This is a genomic window from Pseudomonas rosaeacicularis (genome assembly GCF_057128745.1).
Genome location: NZ_JBSKHT010000003.1, coordinates 136,786 through 157,814, shown reverse-complemented (window position 1 = coordinate 157,814; position 21,029 = coordinate 136,786). Strand labels below are relative to the sequence as shown.

The window sequence follows — 21,029 nt, the reverse complement described above, 5'->3', positions numbered from 1 at the left end:
GCTTGAGCGTGGGGACTCAGGCCTTTTTGTCCGGCGCTGGCTGGTCGTTCGGATTGGCGATCAGAGCCTTGAGCTGTTCGCTCATCGGGAACATCAGGTTCAGGCCTTTTGGTGGAATCGGCTGGGTGAACCACTTGTCGTAGATCTTGTTGATCTCGCCCGATTTGTAGGTGGCGACGATGGCGTCATCAACGGCTTTCTTGAAATCAGCATCGCCCTTGCGAACCATGCAGCCGTAGATTTCGTAGGACTGTGGAGTGCCGGTCACGGCCCAGTCAGTTGGCTTCTTGGCCTTGGCCATTTCGCCGGCGAGCAGTGCGTCGTCCATCATGAAGGCAACAGCGCGGCCCGATTCCAGCATCTGGAAGGATTCGCCGTGGTCTTTGGCGGAGATCACGTTCATGCCCATCTGCTTGTCAGCGTTCATGGACTTGAGAATGCGTTCTGACGTCGTGCCAGCGGTGGTGACGACGTTCTTGCCTTTCAGGTCGTCGAAATCTTTGTAGGACGAATCAGCTTTGGAGAGCAGACGAGTACCGATTTCGAAGATGCCGACCGAAAAGTCGACTTGCTGACCGCGTTCGGCGTTGTTGGTGGTCGAACCGCACTCAACGTCAACGGTGCCGTTCTGTACCAGCGGGATACGGGTCTGGGAGGTAACGAGGTTGTATTTGACCTTCAGGTCCGGCATGTCCAGGTCTTTTTTGATCGCTTCAACGATCTTCAGCTGGATGTCGGCTGAGTAGCCAACCGGAACGCCTGAGGCGTCAGCGATGTAGGAAAACGGAATGGATGAGTCGCGGTGACCGAGGGTGATGGTGCCAGACTCTTTGATTTTCTTCAGAGTGCCGGTGAGTTCGGCGGCGAAAACTGGCGTGGTGATCAGAGCGGCAGTGATAGCTGCGCCCAAGAGATGGGGAACGATGCGCATCAATGAATCCTCGACTTTGTTTTTTTTATGGGACCGATGGTGGACGGCCCGCTTGTTTCAGAACGCTTCAACGGCGGCCCAATCAGGCGCACGCTACGGTCGGAGCAATCGTTGACAAGTGTAGAGCATGACTCATGCCAAGGATGTGGCGCAGGTTAACCCGTTGATCTTTCGAGGTTTTAAATTGGGGAGGGTTGAGCGGGAGAGTGGCGGCGTCCGGGATGCCGAATTACTGAGGAGGATGCGTTCGGAAAACCGAATGGGAATAGATATCTCTAGGAGCCAACTTGTTGGCGAGGCGGTGGCGCGGTAGTTACAGACACACCGCCTCGCGAATAAATTCGCTCCTACAGATGGATCAGGCCGCTGCAGTGGCGCTTTTGCTGCTGGCAACCTTATCGAGATAAACCTGAACGTTGTGCTGTTCTTCGGCAGTAGTGAACAGGCCCAGCTTGGTCCGGCGCCATAGGATGTCCTCTGCTTGCGTCGCCCACTCTTCGCTGCACAGGTAATCGACTTCGCGGGAGTACAAACCGCCGCCCAAATGCTCTCCCATATCCGCCAAACCTTGTACGCCCTCGAGGATGCGCAGGGCGCGGCTGCCGTAGGTGATTGCCCAGCGCCTGGCAGTTTCAGCAGGCAACCAAGGGCAACGTCGTTGCAGATCACCGGCCAATGCATCGGGTGTGGTCATGTTCTCGCCACCAGGCAGGCTGCCTTTGGCGGTCCAGCTTGGCTTCATCTGCGGGAAGAAAGGTGCCAATTGCTGCATGGCCGATTCAGCGAGCTTGCGGTAGGTGGTCAGCTTGCCGCCGAACACCGACAGGATCGGCGCTTCTTCGGCACTGCCCGTTAATGAGAGCGTGTAATCCCGCGTGATTGCCGATGGGTTATCCGACTCGTCGTTGCACAGCGGACGTACACCGGAATAGGTGCGAATGATGTCGTCGCGGCTTAGTTGCGCCTTGAAGTGTTCGTTGACGATTTTGAGCAGGTAATCGGTTTCGCCTTCGGTGATTGCCACTTTGCTCGGATCGCCGGTGTATTCGCGGTCCGTGGTGCCAATGATAGTGAACCGCTCAAGGTACGGGATCGCGAACACGATGCGCTGGTCTTCGTTTTGCAGGATGAACGCGTTTTCGCCTTCGTACAGCTTTGGCACGATCAAGTGGCTGCCCTGAATCAGGCGAATGCCGTATTGCGATTCCAGCTTCAGATCTTCACGAATGAACTTCGCGACCCATGGGCCCGCCGCGTTGACCAGCGCTTTGGCGCGAATCGAAAACAGGCTGCCGTCGGCGCGCTCCATGTTCAGGTGCCACAGGCCTTTGCTGCGGCGTGCGTTCAGGCAGCGGGTCTGGGTGTGAATGTGGGCGCCTTTCTCACGGGCTGCCATGGCGTTGAGCACCACCAGGCGGGCGTCATCGACCCAGCAATCGGAGTACTCGAAGCCGCGTGTGATGGAGGATTTGAGCGGGCTGTCGGCACCAAAACGCAAGCTTTTGGACGCGGCAAGTTTTTCGCGCTTGCCCAGGTGGTCGTACATGAACAGACCCGCGCGGATCATCCACGCCGGGCGAAGGTGTGGACGGTGGGGGAGAACAAAGCGCATGGGTTTGACAATGTGCGGAGCTTTTTCCAGCAGTACTTCGCGTTCAGCCAATGCTTCGCGCACCAGACGGAATTCGTAATGCTCCAGATAACGCAGGCCGCCGTGGATCAGCTTGCTGCTGGCCGATGAGGTATGGCTGGCGAGGTCGTCTTTTTCACACAGAAAAACAGAGAGGCCGCGCCCGGCAGCATCTGCGGCAATGCCAACACCATTGATGCCGCCACCGATGACTGCAATGTCATAGATCTCGGAGAGTGGCGGCGTAGGCAGTGTGGAATGGGGCATCGGAGCCTCCTGTGTGCGTTTTTTCAGAGTTCGAATGAGGATCGTAAAAGGCCAAATTCGAACATTTATGTTCATTTCCGAAAAGAATAGCGCAAACCGGATCGACCAGCCAGCCGGTATTGATTGAAAATACTGATCAAGGGGAGGGGAAAGGAACAAAAACGAACATGCTTTTGATTCTGGCCGCAGGCCGTAGGAGTCCAGCTTGCTGACGATCTGCCGGGAACCGGCAGCAAACACAGCTGGCTCGGTTTCGATCCTGTGTTGCAGTGGCTGATTTACGACCGGTTCCCGGCCGATCGCTGGCAAGCCAAGCTCCTACGCCCTCCGGGCAGAATCAGCCGCAAGGCGCAAATCTGGAGAAACGCGCTAAACCACTTCCAGCCGAATCTTGTTCTGCGTCAGCAATTGCGCCAACGCCGGCACCGGCGCCTGATCGGTCACAAGGCAATCGATCAGCGTGATCGGGCCGAGCCGCACCATCGCGTTACGACCGAATTTGCTCGAGTCGGCGGCCAGAATCACCTGACGCGCATTGGCAATGATCGCCTGGGAAACCCGAACTTCCTGATAGTCGAAGTCCAGCAGGCTGCCGTCTTCGTCGATGCCGCTGATCCCCACAAGGGCGAAATCGACTTTGAACTGAGTTATGAAATCGACGCTCGCCTGACCGACCACCCCGCCATCACGGCGGACATTGCCGCCCGCGAGCAACACCTCAAAATCATCTTTGCCGCTGAGAATGGAAGCGACGTGCAGATTGTTGGTGATGATCTTCAGATGATTGTGATTGAGCAGGGCGCGTGCAATGGATTCAGTGGTGGTGCCGATATTAATGAACAGCGAGGCGTGATCAGGAATTTGCGCGGCAATGGCCTCGGCGATGCGTTGTTTCTCGTCACGCATCTGATCGGCGCGCATGGCGTAAGCGGTGTTCTCGATGCTGGAATCGTAGGCGGCGCCGCCGTGGTAGCGACGCAGCAGGTTCAACTCTGCCAACTGATTGATGTCGCGACGGATGGTTTGCGGGGTGACGACGAACAGCTGGGCCATCTCTTCGATGCTGACGTAGCCGCGTTCACGGACCAGCTCGAGGATCTGCTGTTGACGGGGTGGCAGATTCATTTTTCTTCCTTCGGGCAAGGGCGCCCATCATGCCGCAGGCGCGCATTACCTGTCAGCCGGAAAAATATGAAGGGTGAGGCGATTGTCTGTAGGAGCCAACTTGTTGGCGAGGCGGCTGATGGGATGTTTCAGTCAGAACGCTTCGCGAACAAGTTCGCTCCTAAAGAGAGCGGTTTATCAATCCGCCGTTTCGTGCGGCTCCCAATCGCGCGTGCGGTCCACGGCCTTCTTCCAGCCAGCGTAGAGCTTTTCCTTCTCCTCTTCACCGCACTGAGGTTCGAATCGGCGCTCGATCACGGCTTTGTCTTTCAGCTCGTCCAGGCTGCTCCAGAAGCCGATGGCCAGCCCTGCGAGATACGCGGCGCCGAGCGCTGTGGTTTCGCGCATTTTCGGACGTTCCACTTCGGTGCCGAGAATGTCGGCCTGGAACTGCATCAGGAAGTTGTTCGCCACTGCGCCGCCGTCGACCCGCAATGATTTCAGCCGCTCACCGGCGTCCTGCTGCATGGCGTCCAGCACGTCGCGGGTTTGATAGGCGATGGATTCCAGCGCAGCACGGATGATGTGATCGACCTTCACGCCGCGGGTCAGGCCAAACAGCGCGCCACGGGCATAGGGGTCCCAGTAGGGTGCGCCAAGCCCTGTAAACGCCGGCACCAGGTACACGCCGTTGCTGTTCTTGACCTTGGTAGCGAAGTATTCGGTGTCCATGGAATCATTGACGATCTTCAGCTCGTCACGCAGCCACTGCACGGTGGAGCCGCCGTTGAATACGGCGCCTTCCAGCGCGTACGCCACTTCGCCGCGCGGACCGCAACCGATGGTGGTCAACAGACCATGATTGGATTTCACCGCTTTTTTACCGGTGTTCATCAGCAAGAAGCAGCCGGTGCCATAGGTGTTCTTGGCTTGGCCGGCTTCTACGCACATCTGCCCGAACAGCGCTGACTGCTGGTCTCCGGCGATCCCGGCGATAGGAATGCCGCTCTTGCTGTGGCCGTAGACCTCGGAAGACGACTTGACCTCGGGCAGCATTTCGCGCGGCACATCCAGCACGTCGAGCATGCGCTGGTCCCATTCCAGTTTGTGGATGTTGAACATCATGGTGCGCGAAGCGTTGGTGTAATCGGTGACGTGGGTGGTGCCGCCGGTGAATTTCCAGATCAGCCAGCTATCCACGGTGCCGAACAGCAGTTCGCCACGTCGGGCGCGTTCACGGCTGCCTTCGACGTTATCCAGAATCCACTTGAGTTTGCTGCCGGAAAAATACGGATCGATGACCAGACCGGTAGTTTCCTTGATGTAATCCTCAAACCCATCACGCTTGAGCTGCTGACAGATTTCGGTGCTGCGACGGCACTGCCAGACCACTGCGTTGTAGATCGGGCGCCCCGTGTCCTTTTCCCAGACCACGGTAGTTTCACGCTGGTTGGTGATGCCGATGGCGGCGATCTGATTGTGGTGCAGGTTGGCCTGGGCTAGGACCTTGGTCATGCAGGCAGTCTGGCTGGCGAAGATTTCCATCGGGTCGTGTTCGACCCAGCCCGGTTGCGGGTAATGCTGAACGAATTCACTTTGCGCCGTGCTGACCACATTGGCATCGCGGTCGAAAATGATGGCACGGGAACTGGTCGTACCTTGGTCGAGGGCGATGATGTAGTTTTTATTGTCTGTGTCAGTCATGTCGATTGCCTGGTAGTAAAGCGTGGCGTCAGTTTACGTCCAAAATCCAGCCAGACCCATGAGTGAGGCAGTACAGCTCTGGATATTCGTATTCGAAAAAATATAGACATAAACGAATCATGTCAAAGTCGGAACTGAACAGTCGTGCGGTAATAGCAAGAAAGCGTTTGCCGGTCAGATGGCATAAAGTAGTCGCACCTCCCAATACATGGCCCGGTACGTCTGGAGTGCCTGCATGACCCCCGCATTGGATCTATTGAAAAAAGCCCGAGCCGAGCATCGTGTTCACAGTTATGAGCATGATCCCAAGGCTGCATCTTACGGGCTCGAGGCGGCCGAGAAGCTGAATCTGCCACCCGCCCAAGTGTTCAAGACCTTATTGGCCAGCACCGAAAAGCACGAGCTGCTGGTGGCAGTGGTGCCGGTGGTAGGTACCTTGGATCTCAAGGCGCTCGCCCATGCTGCGGGTGCCAAGAAGGCGGAAATGGCCGACCCGGGAGCGGCCCAGCGTGCAACCGGTTACTTGCTGGGTGGCATTAGTCCGCTGGGTCAAAAGAAGCGGCTTCGCACATTTATCGACGTGTCAGCCCAACCGTTTGCGACGATCTACGTCAGTGCGGGACGACGCGGGCTTGAAGTCGAGTTATCGGCCGCTGTACTCGCTGAGCACACCCGTGCGACATTTGCGCAGATTGGCCGTGAGTGATTCAGGCGCATCGTCAGAGGCCTGCATTGATGGCATGAGTTAACGATGTCCGGCGACCGATGGGCCGCTGTGGTGATCAATCAATGGGGACGCCTTCCATGCAGCTAGAATTTCATCAGGTCGATGCGTTCAGCGATCGACCGTTTGCTGGCAACCCCGCGATGGTCTATCGCCTCGACACCTGGCTCGCCGACGAGCTGATGCAGCGCATTGCCGCCGAGCACAATCTGGCCGAAACCGCTTTTTTTGTGCGTGAAACCCTGGGCTGGCACATTCGCTGGTTCACTCCGACCACTGAAGTACCGTTGTGCGGTCATGCGACGCTTGCGAGTGCGCATGTGCTGTTCGACATCTACGGCGAGACGTCGGATACCATCGAGTTCGTCGGCAAATCCGGGCCGTTGAGCGTCAGTCGCGAAGGCGGGCGCTTGCTTCTGGACTTCCCGGCAATGCCGCCAAGCGAAGTGGGCGTGACGGTCGATATCGAGCGAGCGCTGGGCGTTGAGGTGGTCGACGTGCTGGGCGCCGCTGAATTGCTGGTGGTGCTGGAGTCTGAGCAGGCGGTGCGAGACTGCAAACCTGACATGGCGGCCATCGCGCGCCTGCCGTGGCCGGGCGTGATCATCACCGCCAAAGGCGATCAGCATGACTTCGTCTCCCGCTACTTTGCGCCGGGGCTGGGCATTGCCGAAGACTCGGTTACCGGCTCGACCCATTGTTCGCTGATCCCGTACTGGTCCGGGCGGCTGAACAAACTCAGTTTGAGTGCGTTTCAGTGCTCGGCCCGGGGCGGGGAGCTGTTCTGTCGTCTGGAAGGGGATCGGGTGAAGATTGGCGGTTATGCAACGCTGGTGGCGAGTGGAACGTTGATGGTGGGGTGAATGCAGATTCTGCATTGAACGCCGTTTTTGTAGGAGTGCGCTTGCCCGCGAATGCTGTGTGTCAGCGATAACAATTTGGCTGACAGAATAATGCTATTGCGGGCAAGCGCGCTCCTACAAAGTGCTCAAGAATGCACCGGGACGCTACCCACCGCCGGAAACAGCACCAAATGCTCGGCCGCCACCTGAATACCGACCTGATCCCCTGGGTTCAGATCGGCGTGGCTTGGGAATAATCCTTCCAGTTGCGTGCCGGTCGGTAGCTGCAGGCGATACAGGGTCGCCGCACCCTGAAACGTTTTGCTCGCAACGCGCGCTTTCAGTGTGCTATCTGGCGAATAAATAATGTCGTCGGGCCTGAGCAGCACATCCATCGGCGCGCCGCTTACACCGGCATAAGCACGATTGCCTCGCAGCACGCCCAGTTCGGTTTGCACCGATTCAGCGTCCACCAGTTGCCCACGAATGAAGTAACCCTGGCCGATGAAACTGGCTACAAAGGGCGTGGCCGGTTCGTGATACAGGTTGTAGGGCGTGTCCCACTGTTCCAGCCGACCTTCCTTGAACACGCCAACGTGGTCGCTGACAGCGAACGCTTCTTCCTGATCATGGGTGACCAGGATTGCGCTGGTGCCACGGGCCTTGAGGATGTCGCGCACCTCATGACTCAGACGCCGACGCAACTCCCCATCCAGATTTGAAAACGGCTCATCCAGCAATAACAGCTGCGGCTCGGGCGCCAGCGCTCGGGCCAGTGCCACACGCTGCTGCTGGCCGCCGGACAGTTCGTGGGGGTAGCGTTTACCCAGCGCGCCAAGATTGACCAACTCCAGCATCTCGCGGGTCAGCTGCGCCAGACGTGGATGCTTGCGAATACCGAACGCGATATTTTCAGCGACGGTCAGGTGCGGGAACAGCGCGTAGTCCTGGAACACCATGCCGATGCGGCGCTTCTCCGGGGCCAGCGTATAACCCGCGCGGGAAATGACCTCGCCATCCAGAATGATTTCGCCCTCATGAACCGGCTCGAAACCGGCAATGGCGCGCAGGGTCGTGGTCTTGCCGCAACCTGAGGACCCCAACAGACAACCAATGTCGCCTGCATTGAGGTGCAGGTTCAAATCCTGGACCACGCGCTGGTCGTGATAACCGCAGGCGAGGTTTTTCAGTTTCAGCAGCATGGGTGCACTCATGCAGGCTGCAAGGCTGATGCTACGAGGAATTCCAGCAAGGCCTTTTGAGCATGCAAACGGTTTTCCGCCTGGTCCCACGCCACCGAGCGGGCATCGTCGAGCAAGTCCTGACTGATTTCTTCGCCACGGTGCGCAGGCAGGCAATGCATGAACAGCACGTCATCAGCGGCCAGGTCCAACAATGCGCGGGTGACCTGAAACGGTGTGAACAGGGCAATGCGCTTGGCGGTTTCTTCTTCCTGGCCCATCGAGGTCCAAACGTCGGTACTGACGAGGTGCGCGCCCTTTACTGCTTCTCGAGGATCGCGGGTGAGCGTCACGCGATTTCCGGCGAGCGCCAGGAAACGTTGATCGGGCTCGTAGCCGTCAGGGCAGGCAATACGCAGATTAAAGTCGAACTGGATCGCCGCTTCTATATAGCTGTTGCACATGTTATTGCCGTCACCGATCCAGGCCACTGTCTTGCCCTTGATCGAGCCGCGGTGCTCCAGGAAGGTTTGCATATCGGCCAGCAATTGGCAGGGGTGCAAGTCATCCGACAGGCCATTGATGACCGGGACGCGGGAATTGGCTGCAAATTCGATCAGATTGCTATGGGCGAAAGTGCGGATCATTACCGCATCGACCATGCGCGACATCACCCGCGCGCCGTCGGCGATAGGCTCGCCACGGCCCAATTGGGTGTCGCGGGGGGAAAGAAAAATGGCCTGGCCGCCGAGCTGGATCATCCCCGCCTCAAAGGAAACCCGGGTACGAGTCGACGATTTCTCGAAAATCATGGCCAGTACGCGGCCTCGCAGCGGCTCGAAAAGTACGCCGCGGTGACGCAGGTCTTTTAGCTCTATGCCGCGACGGAGCACACCGAGGAGCTCATCCGGTGTGTAATCCATCATCGAGAGAAAGTGCCTTGCGCTCATCATTAACTACCTTTCTGCAACAGACCGCAGATCCTCAAAGCCGGGTTTTATCGGGAAAACGGGCGAGACCTGCGGCGAAAGCCGCACGGGGCGACGAATAGGGAAGGCGCGAGGGTATAAGAAAATGTCGCTTAATGCCAAGGGCCAGCTTCATCGGGATAATCCCGTCAGACGCTCGGTAGCTGGAAAGTGGCGCTTTCAGGCGCTATGAGTGTTTCCAGATGCTACAGTGGCATAGACATTAAGGCACTTCGCCACCGTCACGCATGTCGAAGCGCTCAGTTGTACACTGCCATTGTCTGCGTTGGCAATTGCTGCCGAATCCGTAACAGTCGAAAAGTCACGAAATGCCTTATGCGACACGCTTCACGCCGCGGAAACCCGGACGTTTCTTAAATATCTGGCGTGGGTTATAAATAGCGCCTATGTACACCTCAGGGGGTGAGGAATGGATTCAAAAGAGAAACAACTAACGGAACTGCTCGGGCTCACTGCTCGCACCCTCACGCACCTCACCGCTTCCATGACGTCCATGTCATTTGAACTGATGCGCAGTGAAGACGAAGTCACACGTTCCGCCGGTCGCCGCATGATCGATCGCATGGCGACCATCAGCGCAGGTCTGGACGATCACTGGCGTCTGATCGGTGAACTGACCGGGATTCAGGTTTCTCAGGAACAGGTCGAAACCGTTCACGAGATCCAGTTGCAGCGCAAAGTGGTAACGCCGATTGGTGGGTCTGGTTCCTGATCCAGGTCACTCACACTGCTTACCAGCAGGCGAACCCTATCGGCTCGCCTGATGCTGCCCGATTCATGTCACGAACCTTTCTGGTGAAGTGACGCATCCCACGCCATAGTTTTGTCTGCGCGATCATCCTGATCGCCCTACAAGAATATGAGACTGGCGATGACCAAGACTCTCCATCACCGAGCCTGTCATTTGTGTGAGGCCATTTGCGGCCTGACCATTGAAATCACCGAAGATAACGCTGCGCCTAGTATCACCTCGATCAAGGGTGATGCGCTGGACACCTTCAGCCGTGGTCACATTTGCCCCAAGGCCGTGGCGCTGCAAGACATCCAGAATGACCCGGATCGCCTGCGACAGCCGATGCGACGAATTGGCAACGATTGGCAGCCCATCGAGTGGCAAGCCGCTTTCGATCTGGTGGCAGAGCGCTTGCTCGATATTCAGAAGCGGCATGGGCAGAACGCGGTGGCGGTGTATCAAGGCAACCCCAGCGTTCACAACTACGGCCTGATGACCCACAGCAATTACTTTCTGGGCCAGTTGAAAACCCGCAATCGTTTCTCGGCGACATCGGTGGACCAACTTCCGCATCACCTCACCAGCTACCTGATGTACGGCCATGGCCTGTTGCTGCCAATTGCCGACATCGACCACACCGATTTCATGCTGATCCTGGGCGGCAACCCGCTGGCGTCCAACGGCAGCATCATGACCGTGCCGGATGTGGAAAAGCGCCTGAAGGCGATCCAGGCACGCGGTGGCAAGGTGGTGGTGATTGACCCTCGACGCAGTGAAACAGCGGCTATTGCCGATCAGCACGTGTTCGTGCGACCGGGAGGCGATGCCGCATTGTTGTTTGGTCTGCTGCACACGCTGTTCGCTGAAAATCTGACTCGAGTAAGCCATCTGCCCATCGACGGTCTGGACGAGGTGCGCCATGCCGTGGCCGATCTGGATGCCGAAAGCATGAGCCTGCGCTGTGGCGTCCCTGCCGAGACTATCCGCCAGCTCGCACGGGATTTCGCGGCGGCTGATAAAGCGGTGTGCTACGGGCGGATGGGAATTTCTACCCAGTCGTTCGGTACGCTTTGCCATTGGCTGGTGCAACTGATCAATCTGGTGACCGGCAATCTTGATCGTGTGGGCGGTGCTCTGTGTACCGAACCGGCGCTGGATCTGGTGCAATCAACTTCGGGCGGCGGGTTCAATCGCTGGCAAAGTCGCGTGTCAGGTCTTCCGGAGTACAGTGGTGAATTGCCCGTGTCGGCGCTGGCCGAAGAGATGCTCACCGAGGGCGAAGGGCAGGTGAGGGCACTTATTACGGTGGCGGGTAATCCGGTGCTTTCGACACCCAATGGCCGGCGTCTTGAGCAGGCGCTCGACGGTCTGGAGTTCATGCTCAGCATCGATCTGTACATCAATGAAACCACGCGTTATGCGGATTTGATTCTACCGTCGACGTCAGCGCTGGAAAATGACCATTACGACACCACGTTCAACATGTTTGCAGTGCGTAACGTCACACGCTTCAACAGGGCAATTCTCGGTAAACCCGAAGGCGCTTTGCATGATTGGGAAATCTTCGTCGGGCTGGCACAGTCGTTTGCTGCCAGGGCCGAGCGCGAGTTGAAACCGACCATTGCGCCTTCCCAGATGGTTGATCGGGGGATTCGTGGCGGGCTCTATGGAGACGCCTCGGCGTGGAAGCTCTCTATCGATGCGCTGGCAGATTACCCCCATGGCCTTGATCTCGGTGCATTGAAGCCCAACCTTGGCAGACGCCTGAAAACTGCGAACCAGCATGTGCAGGCGGCTCCAGCGATCATTGTCGCTGACCTTGTGCGCTTCAAGGCGACGCTTACGCCGCAGGCAGACGAACTGTTGTTGATTGGCCGCCGTCATGTACGCAGCAATAACTCCTGGATGCACAACTATCATCGTCTGGTGAAGGGCAAACCACGGCATCACTTATTGATGCACCCCGATGATCTGCTCAGCCGGGGATTGGTCGACGGACAAACCGTGCGTGTCAGCTCTCGGGTTGGCGCGATTGAGGTGCAAGTGCTGGGAACGACCGACATGATGCGGGGCGTGGTGAGCCTGCCCCATGGCTGGGGGCATGCGCGGCCAGGCGTGCAAATGGACATCGCTCGGGACCAGCCAGGCGTCAGCGCCAATGACCTGACCGACGAGCGGCAACTCGATGTGCTGTCCGGCAATGCCGCGTTGAACGGAGTGCCAGTCCACGTCGGGGCGGTTTGAGGAGGCTGGCGAACGTTCGACTAAAGCCATGTCCGAGCGTTACGCTAGGGATTCCGTTACAATGCGCCACCGTGTCGACTCACAGAGTCGTAAAGTTAAGCCGAGGTGTTCCATGGATATCATCGAAACGATTAAAGAGCAGATCGCCAGCAACACCGTTCTGCTTTACATGAAAGGCGCTCCGAATGCCCCTCAGTGTGGTTTTTCGGCCAAGGCTTCTCAGGCATTGATGGCGTGCGGCGAAAAGTTCGCTTATGTCGATATCCTGCAGAACCCTGAAATCCGCGCCAACTTGCCAAAATATGCAAACTGGCCAACCTTCCCGCAACTGTGGGTTGGCGGTGAGTTGGTAGGCGGTAGCGACATCATCACTGAAATGCAGGCTGATGGTTCGCTGCAGACACTGGTCAAAGAAGCGGTAGCGAAAAACGCGACTGCTTGATCTGAGTGCGCTTCCAAGGCATAAAAAAGCCCCGCTTCTCTTACGAGAGCGGGGCTTTTTGTTGGCGCTGACTTACTCTTCGCCCATCTGCGATTGCAGGTAATTCTCGATGCCGACTTTATCGATCAGACCCAGCTGCGTTTCCAGCCAGTCGATGTGCTCTTCTTCGGACTCAAGAATATCTTCGAGCAATTCACGGCTGCCGAAATCGCCTACTACTTCACAGTGAGCAATGGCGGCTTTCAGGTCCGCATGACCGGTGCGTTCAATACGCAGATCGCACTCAAGCATTTCCTTGGTGTGTTCGCCGATCAGGATTTTGCCCAGGTCTTGCAGGTTTGGCAGCCCTTCGAGAAACAGAATCCGTTTGATCAGCTTGTCCGCGTGCTTCATCTCGTCGATGGACTCGTGGTACTCGTGTTTGCCAAGCTTGTTCAGGCCCCAATCTTCGTACATCCGAGCGTGCAGAAAGTACTGGTTGATCGCGACCAGCTCGTTTCCGAGGATCTTGTTGAGATGCTGGATGACTGTAATGTCGCCTTTCATGATCGGGGTCCTGTCGATGAAGTCACTTATAGAGCGCGAGTTTGAGCCCGGTATAGAGGTCTGTCAAACCTAAGTTATTGAATAATAAGTGAAATTAAATAAGAATAAGAATGTTTGTGTTTGGCATCCGAGCGCTAACCGATTGAATTAAAGACATAAAAAAACCGGACACGAGGTCCGGTTCTTCGAAATGCGTTTAATCAGGCAGCTGAAAATTCTGCGGGATAGGCCATCGCGGCGTGACTCACTTGCAGGTCAGTCAGGGTTTCACGCACCACTTGCTTGGCAAGACAGGCGCATTTTCCACATTTACTGGCCACATTCAGCGTTTCGCGAACCTCGCGATAGCTGCAGCATCCTTCCATGATCGCTTCGCGGATTTGTCCGTCAGTAACACCTTGGCAGAGGCAGACATACATAAATAAAGGACCGTCGCTGAGTGATTTGCTCAATGCGATGGATACTAATGTTAATGAGAATGCTTGTCAAAACTACTTCCCGTTGTATGGATGTAGCCCGATGAGTGGTTGGATGAACATGATATTCCGACAATAAAAAACCGGCCCTGAGGCCGGTTTTTTTCTGGAGCAGAAAGACATCAATCGTGAAAGTCTTCCCAACCGCCCATCTCTTTCCAGCGGTTGACGATGCCGCAGAACAGCTCAGCGGTCTTCTCGGTGTCGTAGCGTGCCGAGTGAGCCTCGCGGCCGTCAAAATCAACGTCGGCGGCCTGGCAGGCCTTTGCGAGAACGGTCTGGCCGTATGCCAGCCCGGCAAGCGTCGCCGTGTCAAAACTCGAGAACGGGTGAAACGGGTTGCGCTTCATGTCTAGCCGCGCGACTGCGGCGTTAAGGAAGCCCAGGTCGAAACTGGCGTTATGACCGACCAGAATGGCGCGTTTGCAGCCATTGGCCTTAAGCGCCTTACGCACACCGCGGAAAATATCTGTCAACGCAGTCTCTTCGCTGACAGCCATTCGCAACGGATGATCGAGCTTGATGCCGGTGAACTCCAGCGCAGCTGCTTCGATGTTCGCGCCTACGAACGGCTCGACCCGAAAGAAGTAAGTGTGTTCAGGGAACACAAAACCTTTCTCGTCCATGCCAATGGTCACGGCGGCGATTTCCAGCAAGGCGTCGGTGGCCGAATTAAAACCACCGGTTTCTACGTCGACAACAACTGGCAGGTAACCGCGAAAGCGGGCCGCCATAGGATGCCTGGAACCTGTGCCACCGCCAGAGCTTTCCTGATCGTCGTCGTATTGGTCTTCACTCACGCGTGTTCCTCCAGCAGGCGCCAGCGCAGTTTTTCACCGGCGCGCAGCGGGATAACAGAAAGCTCGCCAAATGGCAGGCTGGTAGGCGCAGTCCACTCTTCACGAACCAGGGTAATGGTGTCGGTGTTGACCGGCAGACCGTAAAACGCCGGCCCATTGCGGCTGGCAAAGCCTTCCAGTTTGTCCAGCGCATTGCGTTGTTCGAATGCTTCGGCGTACAGCTCGATTGCAGCAAATGCGGTGTAGCAACCGGCGCAGCCGCAGGCGGTTTCTTTGGCGTGCTGCGCGTGGGGGGCAGAATCGGTGCCCAGGAAAAACTTGCTGCTGCCACTGGTTGCGGCGTCGAGCAGGGCGACCTGGTGCGTATTGCGCTTGAGGATCGGCAAGCAATAGAAGTGCGGGCGAATACCGCCAACCAGCATGTGATTGCGGTTGTAGAGCAGGTGGTGGGCCGTAATGGTCGCCCCGACATTAGCCGACGCTTCATTGACGAACTGCACCGCCTCGGCGGTGGTGATGTGTTCAAACACCACTTTCAGCGTCGGCAGCAGTTCGACTACACGGCGCAGATGCTCGTCGATGAAGATTTTTTCGCGGTCGAACACGTCGATATCACCGCGGGTGACCTCGCCATGGACCAGCAGCGGCATACCGACTTCGGCCATGGTCTCCAACGTCGGCAGGATCTTGTCGATACTGGTGACGCCTGAGTCGGAGTTGGTGGTCGCACCTGCCGGGTAAAGCTTGGCGGCGTGAACGAAGCCACTGGCCTTGGCAGCGCGGATGTCCTGCGGGTGGGTCAGGTCGGTCAGATAAAGCACCATCAACGGCTCAAAGCGGCTGCCAGCGGGACGTGCAGCCAGGATGCGCTGACGATAACCGTCGGCCTCCTCGGCATTGCGTACCGGGGGGACCAGGTTCGGCATGATGATGGCGCGGCTAAAAGTGCGAGCAACGTCCGCGACGGTGTGGGGCAAAACAGCGCCATCACGAAGATGGATGTGCCAGTCGTCGGGGCGCAGGAGGGTCAGGCGGTCGGACATTGGGGATTCCAGGCGGGTCAAACTCGCTGGGAATGCTACCGGAAAAGACACTTCCAGGCACTCGCTATCAAGTTTTACAGGAAGGAACCGATAGCCACTCGTAAGTCAAAAATTTTGTAACGCGGAAAAATCTTTGTGGAGCCTCCCGTGCGCCAGCGATATCTAGCCCTGCTCAGCGTGTTTGCCAGCCTGCCGGCCATGGCGATCACTTTCCAGACGCGTCTGGAAAATATTGAGTGGAAGGTAGAAGGCGATCAGTTCGAATGCCGTCTCACCCAGCCGATTACCGACTTCGGTGCCGGTGAGTTCGTGCGGCGTGCCGGCGAGCAGGTGACCTTTCGACTCAGAGCTACCGGTTATTCGCTAGGGGTCGGTTCCGCCACGTTGCTGGCAGCGGCCGCGCCCTGGCAGCCGGGTAGGGGCGATCTTAATCTGGGCGCTGTGAAAGTAAGCAACGGCCAAATTCCCTTCAACACCTCCCAAGCCCAGGCGGGCAGGTTGATCAGCGGGTTGATGGACGGTCGCAGTCCGGTGATCCGCCACGTCGCCAGGGACGGCGGCGGACCAATGGAGGTCCGCTTGTTGCCGGTGAAATTCAGCAAAGCCTTCAGCGACTTTCAGATTTGCACTACAAAGCTTTTGCCGATGAACTACGAGCAGGTCAAACAGGCGGAAATTGGCTTCCCCGGCGGAGGGATAGACCTGGATGCAGCCGGCAAGGCAAAGCTGGACGTAGTGGTGGCATACATGAAAGCCGATTCGACAGTGAATCGTGTCGAACTGGACGGCCATTCGGACAACAGCGGCAATCGCCTGACCAACCGGGATTTGTCACGTCGTCGAGCCCTGGCCGTGATGGATTACCTCAAAGCTCAGGGGATCCCGGAAGAGCAGGTCACTCTGCGGTTTCACGGGGAGCGTTACCCGCTGGTACCCAATACCAACAATGCCAACCGGGCGCGTAATCGTCGCGTGAACCTCCACTTGGAGCGCGTTGTGCCGGACACCAAGCCCGCGCCAGTCGCCGCTGCAAACACCGCTCCATCGACCTCCTGAACGTCTAACTCCACGTCGTAGCCATGACATTATTTGTCGCTTCGTCGTCACAAGCTGTCGCGAGACTGTAAATTCACGGCCCAGGTCGTTAGAATCGACGGTTTTCCGTACAACGCGTTGGAGTGATGGCATGGCGGACGTAAACAAGGTAGTTCTCGCGTATTCCGGGGGCCTGGATACTTCGGTAATCCTCAAGTGGTTGCAGGATACGTACAACTGCGAAGTGGTGACTTTCACAGCCGATCTCGGTCAAGGCGAAGAAGTTGAGCCAGCACGTGCCAAGGCACAAGCCATGGGCGTCAAGGAAATCTACATCGACGACCTGCGTGAAGAATTCGTACGCGACTTCGTGTTTCCGATGTTCCGCGCCAACACTGTCTACGAAGGCGAGTACCTGCTGGGTACCTCCATCGCCCGCCCACTGATCGCCAAGCGTCTGATTGAAATCGCCAACGAAACCGGCGCCGACGCAATCTCTCACGGTGCCACCGGTAAAGGTAACGATCAGGTTCGTTTTGAATTGGGCGCTTACGCCCTCAAGCCAGGCGTGAAAGTTATTGCTCCGTGGCGTGAATGGGATTTGCTGTCCCGCGAAAAACTGATGGATTACGCCGAGAAGCACGCGATCCCGATTGAGCGTCACGGCAAGAAAAAGTCCCCGTACTCGATGGATGCCAACCTGCTGCACATCTCCTATGAAGGCGGCGTGCTGGAAGACACCTGGACCGAGCACGAAGAAGACATGTGGCGTTGGACCAAGTCTCCTGAAGACGCGCCCAACACCCCAACTTATCTTGAACTGACCTACCGCAACGGCGACATCGTTGCGCTGGATGGCGTCGAAATGACCCCTGCAACTGTGCTCGCGACGCTGAACCGCATTGGTGGCGAAAACGGCATCGGTCGTCTCGACATCGTTGAAAACCGTTATGTCGGCATGAAGTCTCGCGGCTGTTATGAAACGCCGGGCGGCACCATCATGCTGCGCGGCCACCGTGCTATCGAATCCATCACGCTTGATCGGGAAGTCGCTCACCTAAAGGACGAGTTGATGCCCAAGTACGCGAGCATGATCTACACCGGTTACTGGTGGAGTCCTGAGCGTCTGATGATGCAGCAGATGATCGATGCTTCGCAGGCCCATGTGAATGGCGTCGTTCGTCTCAAGTTGTATAAAGGTAATGTGATCGTTACAGGCCGCAAGTCTGACGACTCCTTGTTCGACGCTAACATTGCAACTTTCGAAGAGGACGGCGGCGCGTACAACCAGGCCGACGCAGCTGGCTTCATCAAGCTCAACGCATTGCGCATGCGCATTGCCGCGAACAAGAACCGCAAACTGTTTTAAGTTATCGTGTAAAGAAACAAAAGGCAGCCTCACTAGAGGCTGCTTTATTATGCACTTTAGCAATAGTTCCTCCATGGAACATCGAATCTACTGGTTTTTAGCCTCAGGCTTTTTTCCTCGCTGTTTGGTCTTGGTGTCATAGTTGGCCTTGTTTTCGTGAACCGTATCTACGGCGGAGGACAAATGCCATTTCAGTATTGCGATTACATCGTCCGAATCTTTGCCATATCGCTTCATCAGCGCAGTCATTTTTTTTTCAAACTCAAGCTCTGCAATCAGCTCATCTTCATTTCTGAGGATCTCTAGCTGAGCTAGCTGAGTCTTCAACGTGTCTTCCAAGTCATGAAACTCTTTTAATCGAGACATAGTATTTCCAATATTTTTGTAAAGTTGATGATGTCGGTTCGGCTGGTTGACATTCCTGATGCGTAACAGCGGGTTTCAGGTAACTCTAGTCGGTTTTTATGAGGGGCGTTTCATCGCTCGTTCAATAAAAAATTAGCCTCTGATATGTTTCAAGCTGATTTTCCTATGTATAGCAAGGGTTCAGCATAGATCTCCCTCTGCATGAGGAAAAAAGGAATGTACGAAGTCGCCATTTCCCACTTGTCGCATCGTGACTTCCTGTGTTTATCAGTGCGCTGAAGAGCGGTGAAGCGTGCTTTATCCTACTTGTGAGTATCGATCCTACGCAGTCAGGTGCGCTGTATCAGTAATACTTCGAACTGAGTGATTTTATATGCGTCCAGCGGCTGCACGGACATCGCTGGCGTTAGCTGAGCGGCGTCGAATGTCGTGGACAGGAACCCGACATGCAGCACCTTGGAGGTCGGAGCCTGGTTGGACATGCCGTCCGGTATTGTAGGGTGGAGCGGCGTGTTGCTATTGAAATGAAGGGTGAAAAACCACAAGGCTGACAGGGCGCAAGGGAAAATCACAATGAATCCGATAAAAAACTTTCTGGACTCTTCGTCCAGATAGGGGAGGGTTGTTGCCGCAGATGCCTCTGAAAACGCGGCAAACATTGCAAGCATGTTGAGGGGTGTGATTATTCGGTTAAGGCTCTTCATAGCGAATTCCTGATAGGCACAATAGGTGATGGGAGATCAATCCCTGTTCCTTGTTTAATCAGTATGTGATTTGAATTGCAATAAACAGAATGAGTACTGAATAGGAGGCTGGCGGAAAGTATGTGTATTCTGTGGGTGTTGTATCCACTGAGTAAGCGGCATCCGTTGGGGCTAGCGAAGATAACGCCAGCCTTCAGTGGAGCCCAAAAGACCGTCAGGCATTTGCAGTGAAAGCGCAATCGACGCTGACGTCAGGGGGGCGAGCTGCACCCACCTTTTTCCCGTATGGAGGGTTGTTTGAATTCGATGCGATAGGCTTTGCCGATATGCCAGACATCACGGATATTCAAACCCAATAGTTGCGCGATCTCCAGGGCGGTGTAGCCCAGGCTTGAGTAATGCATTGCGTGGCCAGCAACGACGTCATCCACAGCAACCGTTTCCTTTTGCCTGCCAGGTCTATGGCCACGCACAGGTTGGCTGTATCGAATCGTCAGCCCGTTCTCGTTTGCAAGACGCTTGATGTCCTTTCTGTTCATCCGCAGCGAGTACTGCAGGGCTGAGACCCCCGCCCCTTTGGCGATCAGGCCTTTGAGCAGCTCCACTTTTGCTTTCATCAGCACATCGGCGTCAGCTTCTGGCTCTGGTGTTTCCAGGATTGCGGGCCCTGAGACAGATTCTCCCGACTCGCCATTTGGCACGACGTTAATAACACCACCTTCGGCAACAAACAGTTTAATTGCCGTAGAAAGTTCGGTGCTTTCACTGTCATGTGTCGCCGTGGTACGGGTTTTTTTGTTCATGACAAAGTCCTTTTTGGATATGTTGATAACATGCTTCTAGACCCCATACATATCTTCTGTAAGAGCAGTCGCGACCGGGCAGCTATGTTTAATCCGTCAGTACTATCGACGCTCGGCAACATAAATTAACTGGAGAGGTTGTTAGTAGTCGTTCTCTCGCCAGTTGAGAGTTGAATTAGAGCTGAGGTCGGTTATTGACGGTTCACTATCAAAAAAGTAACGACTGGTAATAAAATATGCAAGTAAAAAATCCTCTTTCTCCAAATTGTTTTTTTTCGCAAGTCTATGTCTTACATCAAGTTCGTCCGCGTCTTTTAGTTTTGTAGTACTTTTCCCGTTCGGCATCTTGGGTCTGGATTTATAGAGTGATTTGGTATTACGTGAAGGTCGAACGAACTTTGTTTGTCAATACACCTGGCTTTGCACCGGCCTGGGATATGGGGTTGCAAGTTCAACTTAATGTGTTTTTTGCATCGGCTGCCTTCCTTCCATTCTTATCTGGTGAGGTTTGTGACGGGTGCGTGACGAAAAAGTTGGGAGATTTCTGTAAATCGTGTAGGAAAATTCGTTAGATAAATAAATATAGCAATGTGCCTGCGTGCGCGTGTATTTTTAAACACCCCATGTCGGACAAGCTAATCGGCTTACTCAGAAATATTTTATGATTCTTGTTTTTTTGGCTAGGCGGATGATTAGGCTTACGCTGGCAAGCATGAGGGTTTGCGAAGACGCTCTTCTTCAGGTAAATCGCTGTGATTCGGCGCCTGGATTGATCCACGTAGTTCGTGCCCCAGCACCTTTCCCTGGTCGTCTTCGATTGTTCCTGACAAACGTCTGATACTCACTCCCCAGCCAGCGGTCAGGATTACTGGCCAACGAGGTATTAGTGATGTACGTATCTACTACAATAATGATTGAACGTGGATTGTGGGCAAACGCCGGCAAAATGTGGCTGACCCACCTACGACCCTATCCCATGGAGGGGATGCTGTGACTACATCCAAATTATCGTCGCTTAAGGCAAATCCTGTAGGAATTTTCTGTGGTAGTTGTGAGAACGGTCTCTGCCTGTTGTTCCGCGGGGGGGAGCGCCATG

The 21,029-nt window shown here is 55.8% G+C and carries 20 protein-coding genes; 7 read left to right on the top strand and 13 right to left on the bottom strand.

Features of this window, described 5'->3' with window-relative positions; translation table 11 throughout:
• Window positions 1-16 precede the first annotated feature (16 nt).
• From ACWKWM_RS05340 to glpK, 4 genes are all read right to left on the bottom strand, one after another.
• Window positions 17-931 carry a glutamate/aspartate ABC transporter substrate-binding protein gene (locus ACWKWM_RS05340; protein ID WP_483845128.1) on the bottom strand — a complete coding sequence of 305 codons (915 nt, stop codon included), beginning with the start codon at window positions 929-931 and terminating at the stop codon, window positions 17-19.
• Between the two features lie 358 nt (window positions 932-1,289).
• Entirely contained in the window at window positions 1,290-2,828 is a 1,539-nt protein-coding gene (gene glpD / locus ACWKWM_RS05335; RefSeq protein WP_483845127.1) for a glycerol-3-phosphate dehydrogenase, read from the bottom strand.
• A 369-nt stretch (window positions 2,829-3,197) separates the two neighbouring features.
• Complete coding sequence (locus ACWKWM_RS05330) at window positions 3,198-3,953, bottom strand: DeoR/GlpR family transcriptional regulator (protein WP_483845126.1); 756 nt, start codon at window positions 3,951-3,953, stop codon at window positions 3,198-3,200.
• Window positions 3,954-4,130: 177 nt separating this feature from the next.
• On the bottom strand, window positions 4,131-5,636 hold the full coding sequence (glpK, locus tag ACWKWM_RS05325; RefSeq protein WP_483845125.1) for a glycerol kinase GlpK: 1,506 nt from the start codon (window positions 5,634-5,636) through the stop codon (window positions 4,131-4,133).
• 235 nt (window positions 5,637-5,871) lie between these two features.
• On the opposite strand from glpK, the gene ybaK reads away from it, so the two are divergent.
• Together ybaK and ACWKWM_RS05315 are read left to right on the top strand one after the other, a co-directional pair.
• Complete coding sequence (ybaK, locus tag ACWKWM_RS05320) at window positions 5,872-6,342, top strand: Cys-tRNA(Pro) deacylase (protein ID WP_483845124.1); 471 nt, start codon at window positions 5,872-5,874, stop codon at window positions 6,340-6,342.
• A 98-nt stretch (window positions 6,343-6,440) separates the two neighbouring features.
• On the top strand, window positions 6,441-7,223 hold the full coding sequence (locus ACWKWM_RS05315; RefSeq protein ID WP_483845123.1) for a PhzF family phenazine biosynthesis protein: 783 nt from the start codon (window positions 6,441-6,443) through the stop codon (window positions 7,221-7,223).
• Window positions 7,224-7,348: 125 nt separating this feature from the next.
• On the opposite strand, the gene ACWKWM_RS05310 is transcribed toward ACWKWM_RS05315, so the two are convergent.
• On the bottom strand, window positions 7,349-8,416 hold the full coding sequence (locus tag ACWKWM_RS05310; RefSeq protein ID WP_483845122.1) for an ABC transporter ATP-binding protein: 1,068 nt from the start codon (window positions 8,414-8,416) through the stop codon (window positions 7,349-7,351).
• A complete protein-coding gene (gene argF, locus ACWKWM_RS05305; protein ID WP_483845121.1) occupies window positions 8,413-9,333 on the bottom strand; it encodes an ornithine carbamoyltransferase in 921 nt (306 codons plus the stop codon). Before argF ends, ACWKWM_RS05310 begins: the two co-directional genes overlap by 4 nt.
• Before the next feature lie 448 nt (window positions 9,334-9,781).
• Between argF and ACWKWM_RS05300 the strand changes: the two genes are divergently transcribed.
• The 3 genes from ACWKWM_RS05300 (at window position 9,782) to grxD (ending at window position 12,791) form a co-directional block, all read left to right on the top strand.
• Window positions 9,782-10,084, top strand: coding sequence for a hypothetical protein (locus ACWKWM_RS05300; protein ID WP_483845120.1), 303 nt, complete (start codon window positions 9,782-9,784; stop codon window positions 10,082-10,084).
• Window positions 10,085-10,243: 159 nt separating this feature from the next.
• Entirely contained in the window at window positions 10,244-12,349 is a 2,106-nt protein-coding gene (locus tag ACWKWM_RS05295; protein ID WP_483845119.1) for a molybdopterin oxidoreductase family protein, read from the top strand.
• Between the two features lie 112 nt (window positions 12,350-12,461).
• Window positions 12,462-12,791 (top strand): Grx4 family monothiol glutaredoxin, encoded by a 330-nt coding sequence (grxD, locus tag ACWKWM_RS05290; RefSeq protein WP_483845118.1) that lies wholly within the window; start codon window positions 12,462-12,464, stop codon window positions 12,789-12,791.
• 72 nt (window positions 12,792-12,863) lie between these two features.
• Here the strand turns inward: grxD and bfr are convergent, their stop codons facing one another.
• The 4 genes from bfr to pyrC form a co-directional block, all read right to left on the bottom strand.
• Window positions 12,864-13,337 carry a bacterioferritin gene (gene bfr / locus ACWKWM_RS05285; RefSeq protein WP_483834365.1) on the bottom strand — a complete coding sequence of 158 codons (474 nt, stop codon included), beginning with the start codon at window positions 13,335-13,337 and terminating at the stop codon, window positions 12,864-12,866.
• A gap of 200 nt (window positions 13,338-13,537) precedes the next feature.
• Window positions 13,538-13,756 carry a bacterioferritin-associated ferredoxin gene (locus ACWKWM_RS05280; RefSeq protein ID WP_483845363.1) on the bottom strand — a complete coding sequence of 73 codons (219 nt, stop codon included), beginning with the start codon at window positions 13,754-13,756 and terminating at the stop codon, window positions 13,538-13,540.
• A 179-nt stretch (window positions 13,757-13,935) separates the two neighbouring features.
• Complete coding sequence (gene rnt / locus ACWKWM_RS05275) at window positions 13,936-14,613, bottom strand: ribonuclease T (RefSeq protein WP_483845117.1); 678 nt, start codon at window positions 14,611-14,613, stop codon at window positions 13,936-13,938.
• Window positions 14,610-15,656, bottom strand: a complete 1,047-nt coding sequence (pyrC, locus tag ACWKWM_RS05270) for a dihydroorotase (protein ID WP_483845116.1) — start codon at window positions 15,654-15,656, stop codon at window positions 14,610-14,612. Before pyrC ends, rnt begins: the two co-directional genes overlap by 4 nt.
• 147 nt (window positions 15,657-15,803) lie before the next feature.
• On the opposite strand from pyrC, the gene ACWKWM_RS05265 reads away from it, so the two are divergent.
• Both ACWKWM_RS05265 and ACWKWM_RS05260 read left to right on the top strand, forming a co-directional pair.
• Window positions 15,804-16,712 carry a flagellar protein MotY gene (locus ACWKWM_RS05265; RefSeq protein ID WP_483845115.1) on the top strand — a complete coding sequence of 303 codons (909 nt, stop codon included), beginning with the start codon at window positions 15,804-15,806 and terminating at the stop codon, window positions 16,710-16,712.
• Between the two features lie 130 nt (window positions 16,713-16,842).
• Window positions 16,843-18,060, top strand: coding sequence for an argininosuccinate synthase (locus ACWKWM_RS05260; protein ID WP_268797582.1), 1,218 nt, complete (start codon window positions 16,843-16,845; stop codon window positions 18,058-18,060).
• A gap of 87 nt (window positions 18,061-18,147) precedes the next feature.
• On the opposite strand, the gene ACWKWM_RS05255 is transcribed toward ACWKWM_RS05260, so the two are convergent.
• From ACWKWM_RS05255 to ACWKWM_RS05245, 3 genes are all read right to left on the bottom strand, one after another.
• Window positions 18,148-18,426, bottom strand: a complete 279-nt coding sequence (locus ACWKWM_RS05255) for a transcriptional regulator (protein WP_483845114.1) — start codon at window positions 18,424-18,426, stop codon at window positions 18,148-18,150.
• A 329-nt stretch (window positions 18,427-18,755) separates the two neighbouring features.
• Window positions 18,756-19,130: a hypothetical protein gene (locus ACWKWM_RS05250; protein ID WP_483845113.1), complete on the bottom strand. Its 375-nt coding sequence runs from the start codon at window positions 19,128-19,130 to the stop codon at window positions 18,756-18,758.
• A gap of 251 nt (window positions 19,131-19,381) precedes the next feature.
• Complete coding sequence (locus ACWKWM_RS05245) at window positions 19,382-19,933, bottom strand: hypothetical protein (protein ID WP_483845112.1); 552 nt, start codon at window positions 19,931-19,933, stop codon at window positions 19,382-19,384.
• Between the last annotated feature and the right edge of the window lie 1,096 nt (window positions 19,934-21,029).

Excerpts from the sequence above, each read along its gene's own strand:
- ACWKWM_RS05340 (WP_483845128.1), bottom strand. The coding sequence starts at position 931 with ATGCGCATCGTTCCCCATCTCTTGGGCGCAGCTATCACTGCCGCTCTG.
- glpD (WP_483845127.1), bottom strand. The coding sequence starts at position 2,828 with ATGCCCCATTCCACACTGCCTACGCCGCCACTCTCCGAGATCTATGAC.
- ACWKWM_RS05330 (WP_483845126.1), bottom strand. The coding sequence starts at position 3,953 with ATGAATCTGCCACCCCGTCAACAGCAGATCCTCGAGCTGGTCCGTGAA.
- glpK (WP_483845125.1), bottom strand. The coding sequence starts at position 5,636 with ATGACTGACACAGACAATAAAAACTACATCATCGCCCTCGACCAAGGT.
- ybaK (WP_483845124.1), top strand. The coding sequence starts at position 5,872 with ATGACCCCCGCATTGGATCTATTGAAAAAAGCCCGAGCCGAGCATCGT.
- ACWKWM_RS05315 (WP_483845123.1), top strand. The coding sequence starts at position 6,441 with ATGCAGCTAGAATTTCATCAGGTCGATGCGTTCAGCGATCGACCGTTT.
- ACWKWM_RS05310 (WP_483845122.1), bottom strand. The coding sequence starts at position 8,416 with ATGAGTGCACCCATGCTGCTGAAACTGAAAAACCTCGCCTGCGGTTAT.
- argF (WP_483845121.1), bottom strand. The coding sequence starts at position 9,333 with ATGAGCGCAAGGCACTTTCTCTCGATGATGGATTACACACCGGATGAG.
- ACWKWM_RS05300 (WP_483845120.1), top strand. The coding sequence starts at position 9,782 with ATGGATTCAAAAGAGAAACAACTAACGGAACTGCTCGGGCTCACTGCT.
- ACWKWM_RS05295 (WP_483845119.1), top strand. The coding sequence starts at position 10,244 with ATGACCAAGACTCTCCATCACCGAGCCTGTCATTTGTGTGAGGCCATT.
- grxD (WP_483845118.1), top strand. The coding sequence starts at position 12,462 with ATGGATATCATCGAAACGATTAAAGAGCAGATCGCCAGCAACACCGTT.
- bfr (WP_483834365.1), bottom strand. The coding sequence starts at position 13,337 with ATGAAAGGCGACATTACAGTCATCCAGCATCTCAACAAGATCCTCGGA.
- ACWKWM_RS05280 (WP_483845363.1), bottom strand. The coding sequence starts at position 13,756 with ATGTATGTCTGCCTCTGCCAAGGTGTTACTGACGGACAAATCCGCGAA.
- pyrC (WP_483845116.1), bottom strand. The coding sequence starts at position 15,656 with ATGTCCGACCGCCTGACCCTCCTGCGCCCCGACGACTGGCACATCCAT.
- ACWKWM_RS05260 (WP_268797582.1), top strand. The coding sequence starts at position 16,843 with ATGGCGGACGTAAACAAGGTAGTTCTCGCGTATTCCGGGGGCCTGGAT.
- ACWKWM_RS05255 (WP_483845114.1), bottom strand. The coding sequence starts at position 18,426 with ATGTCTCGATTAAAAGAGTTTCATGACTTGGAAGACACGTTGAAGACT.
- ACWKWM_RS05250 (WP_483845113.1), bottom strand. The coding sequence starts at position 19,130 with ATGAAGAGCCTTAACCGAATAATCACACCCCTCAACATGCTTGCAATG.
- ACWKWM_RS05245 (WP_483845112.1), bottom strand. The coding sequence starts at position 19,933 with ATGAACAAAAAAACCCGTACCACGGCGACACATGACAGTGAAAGCACC.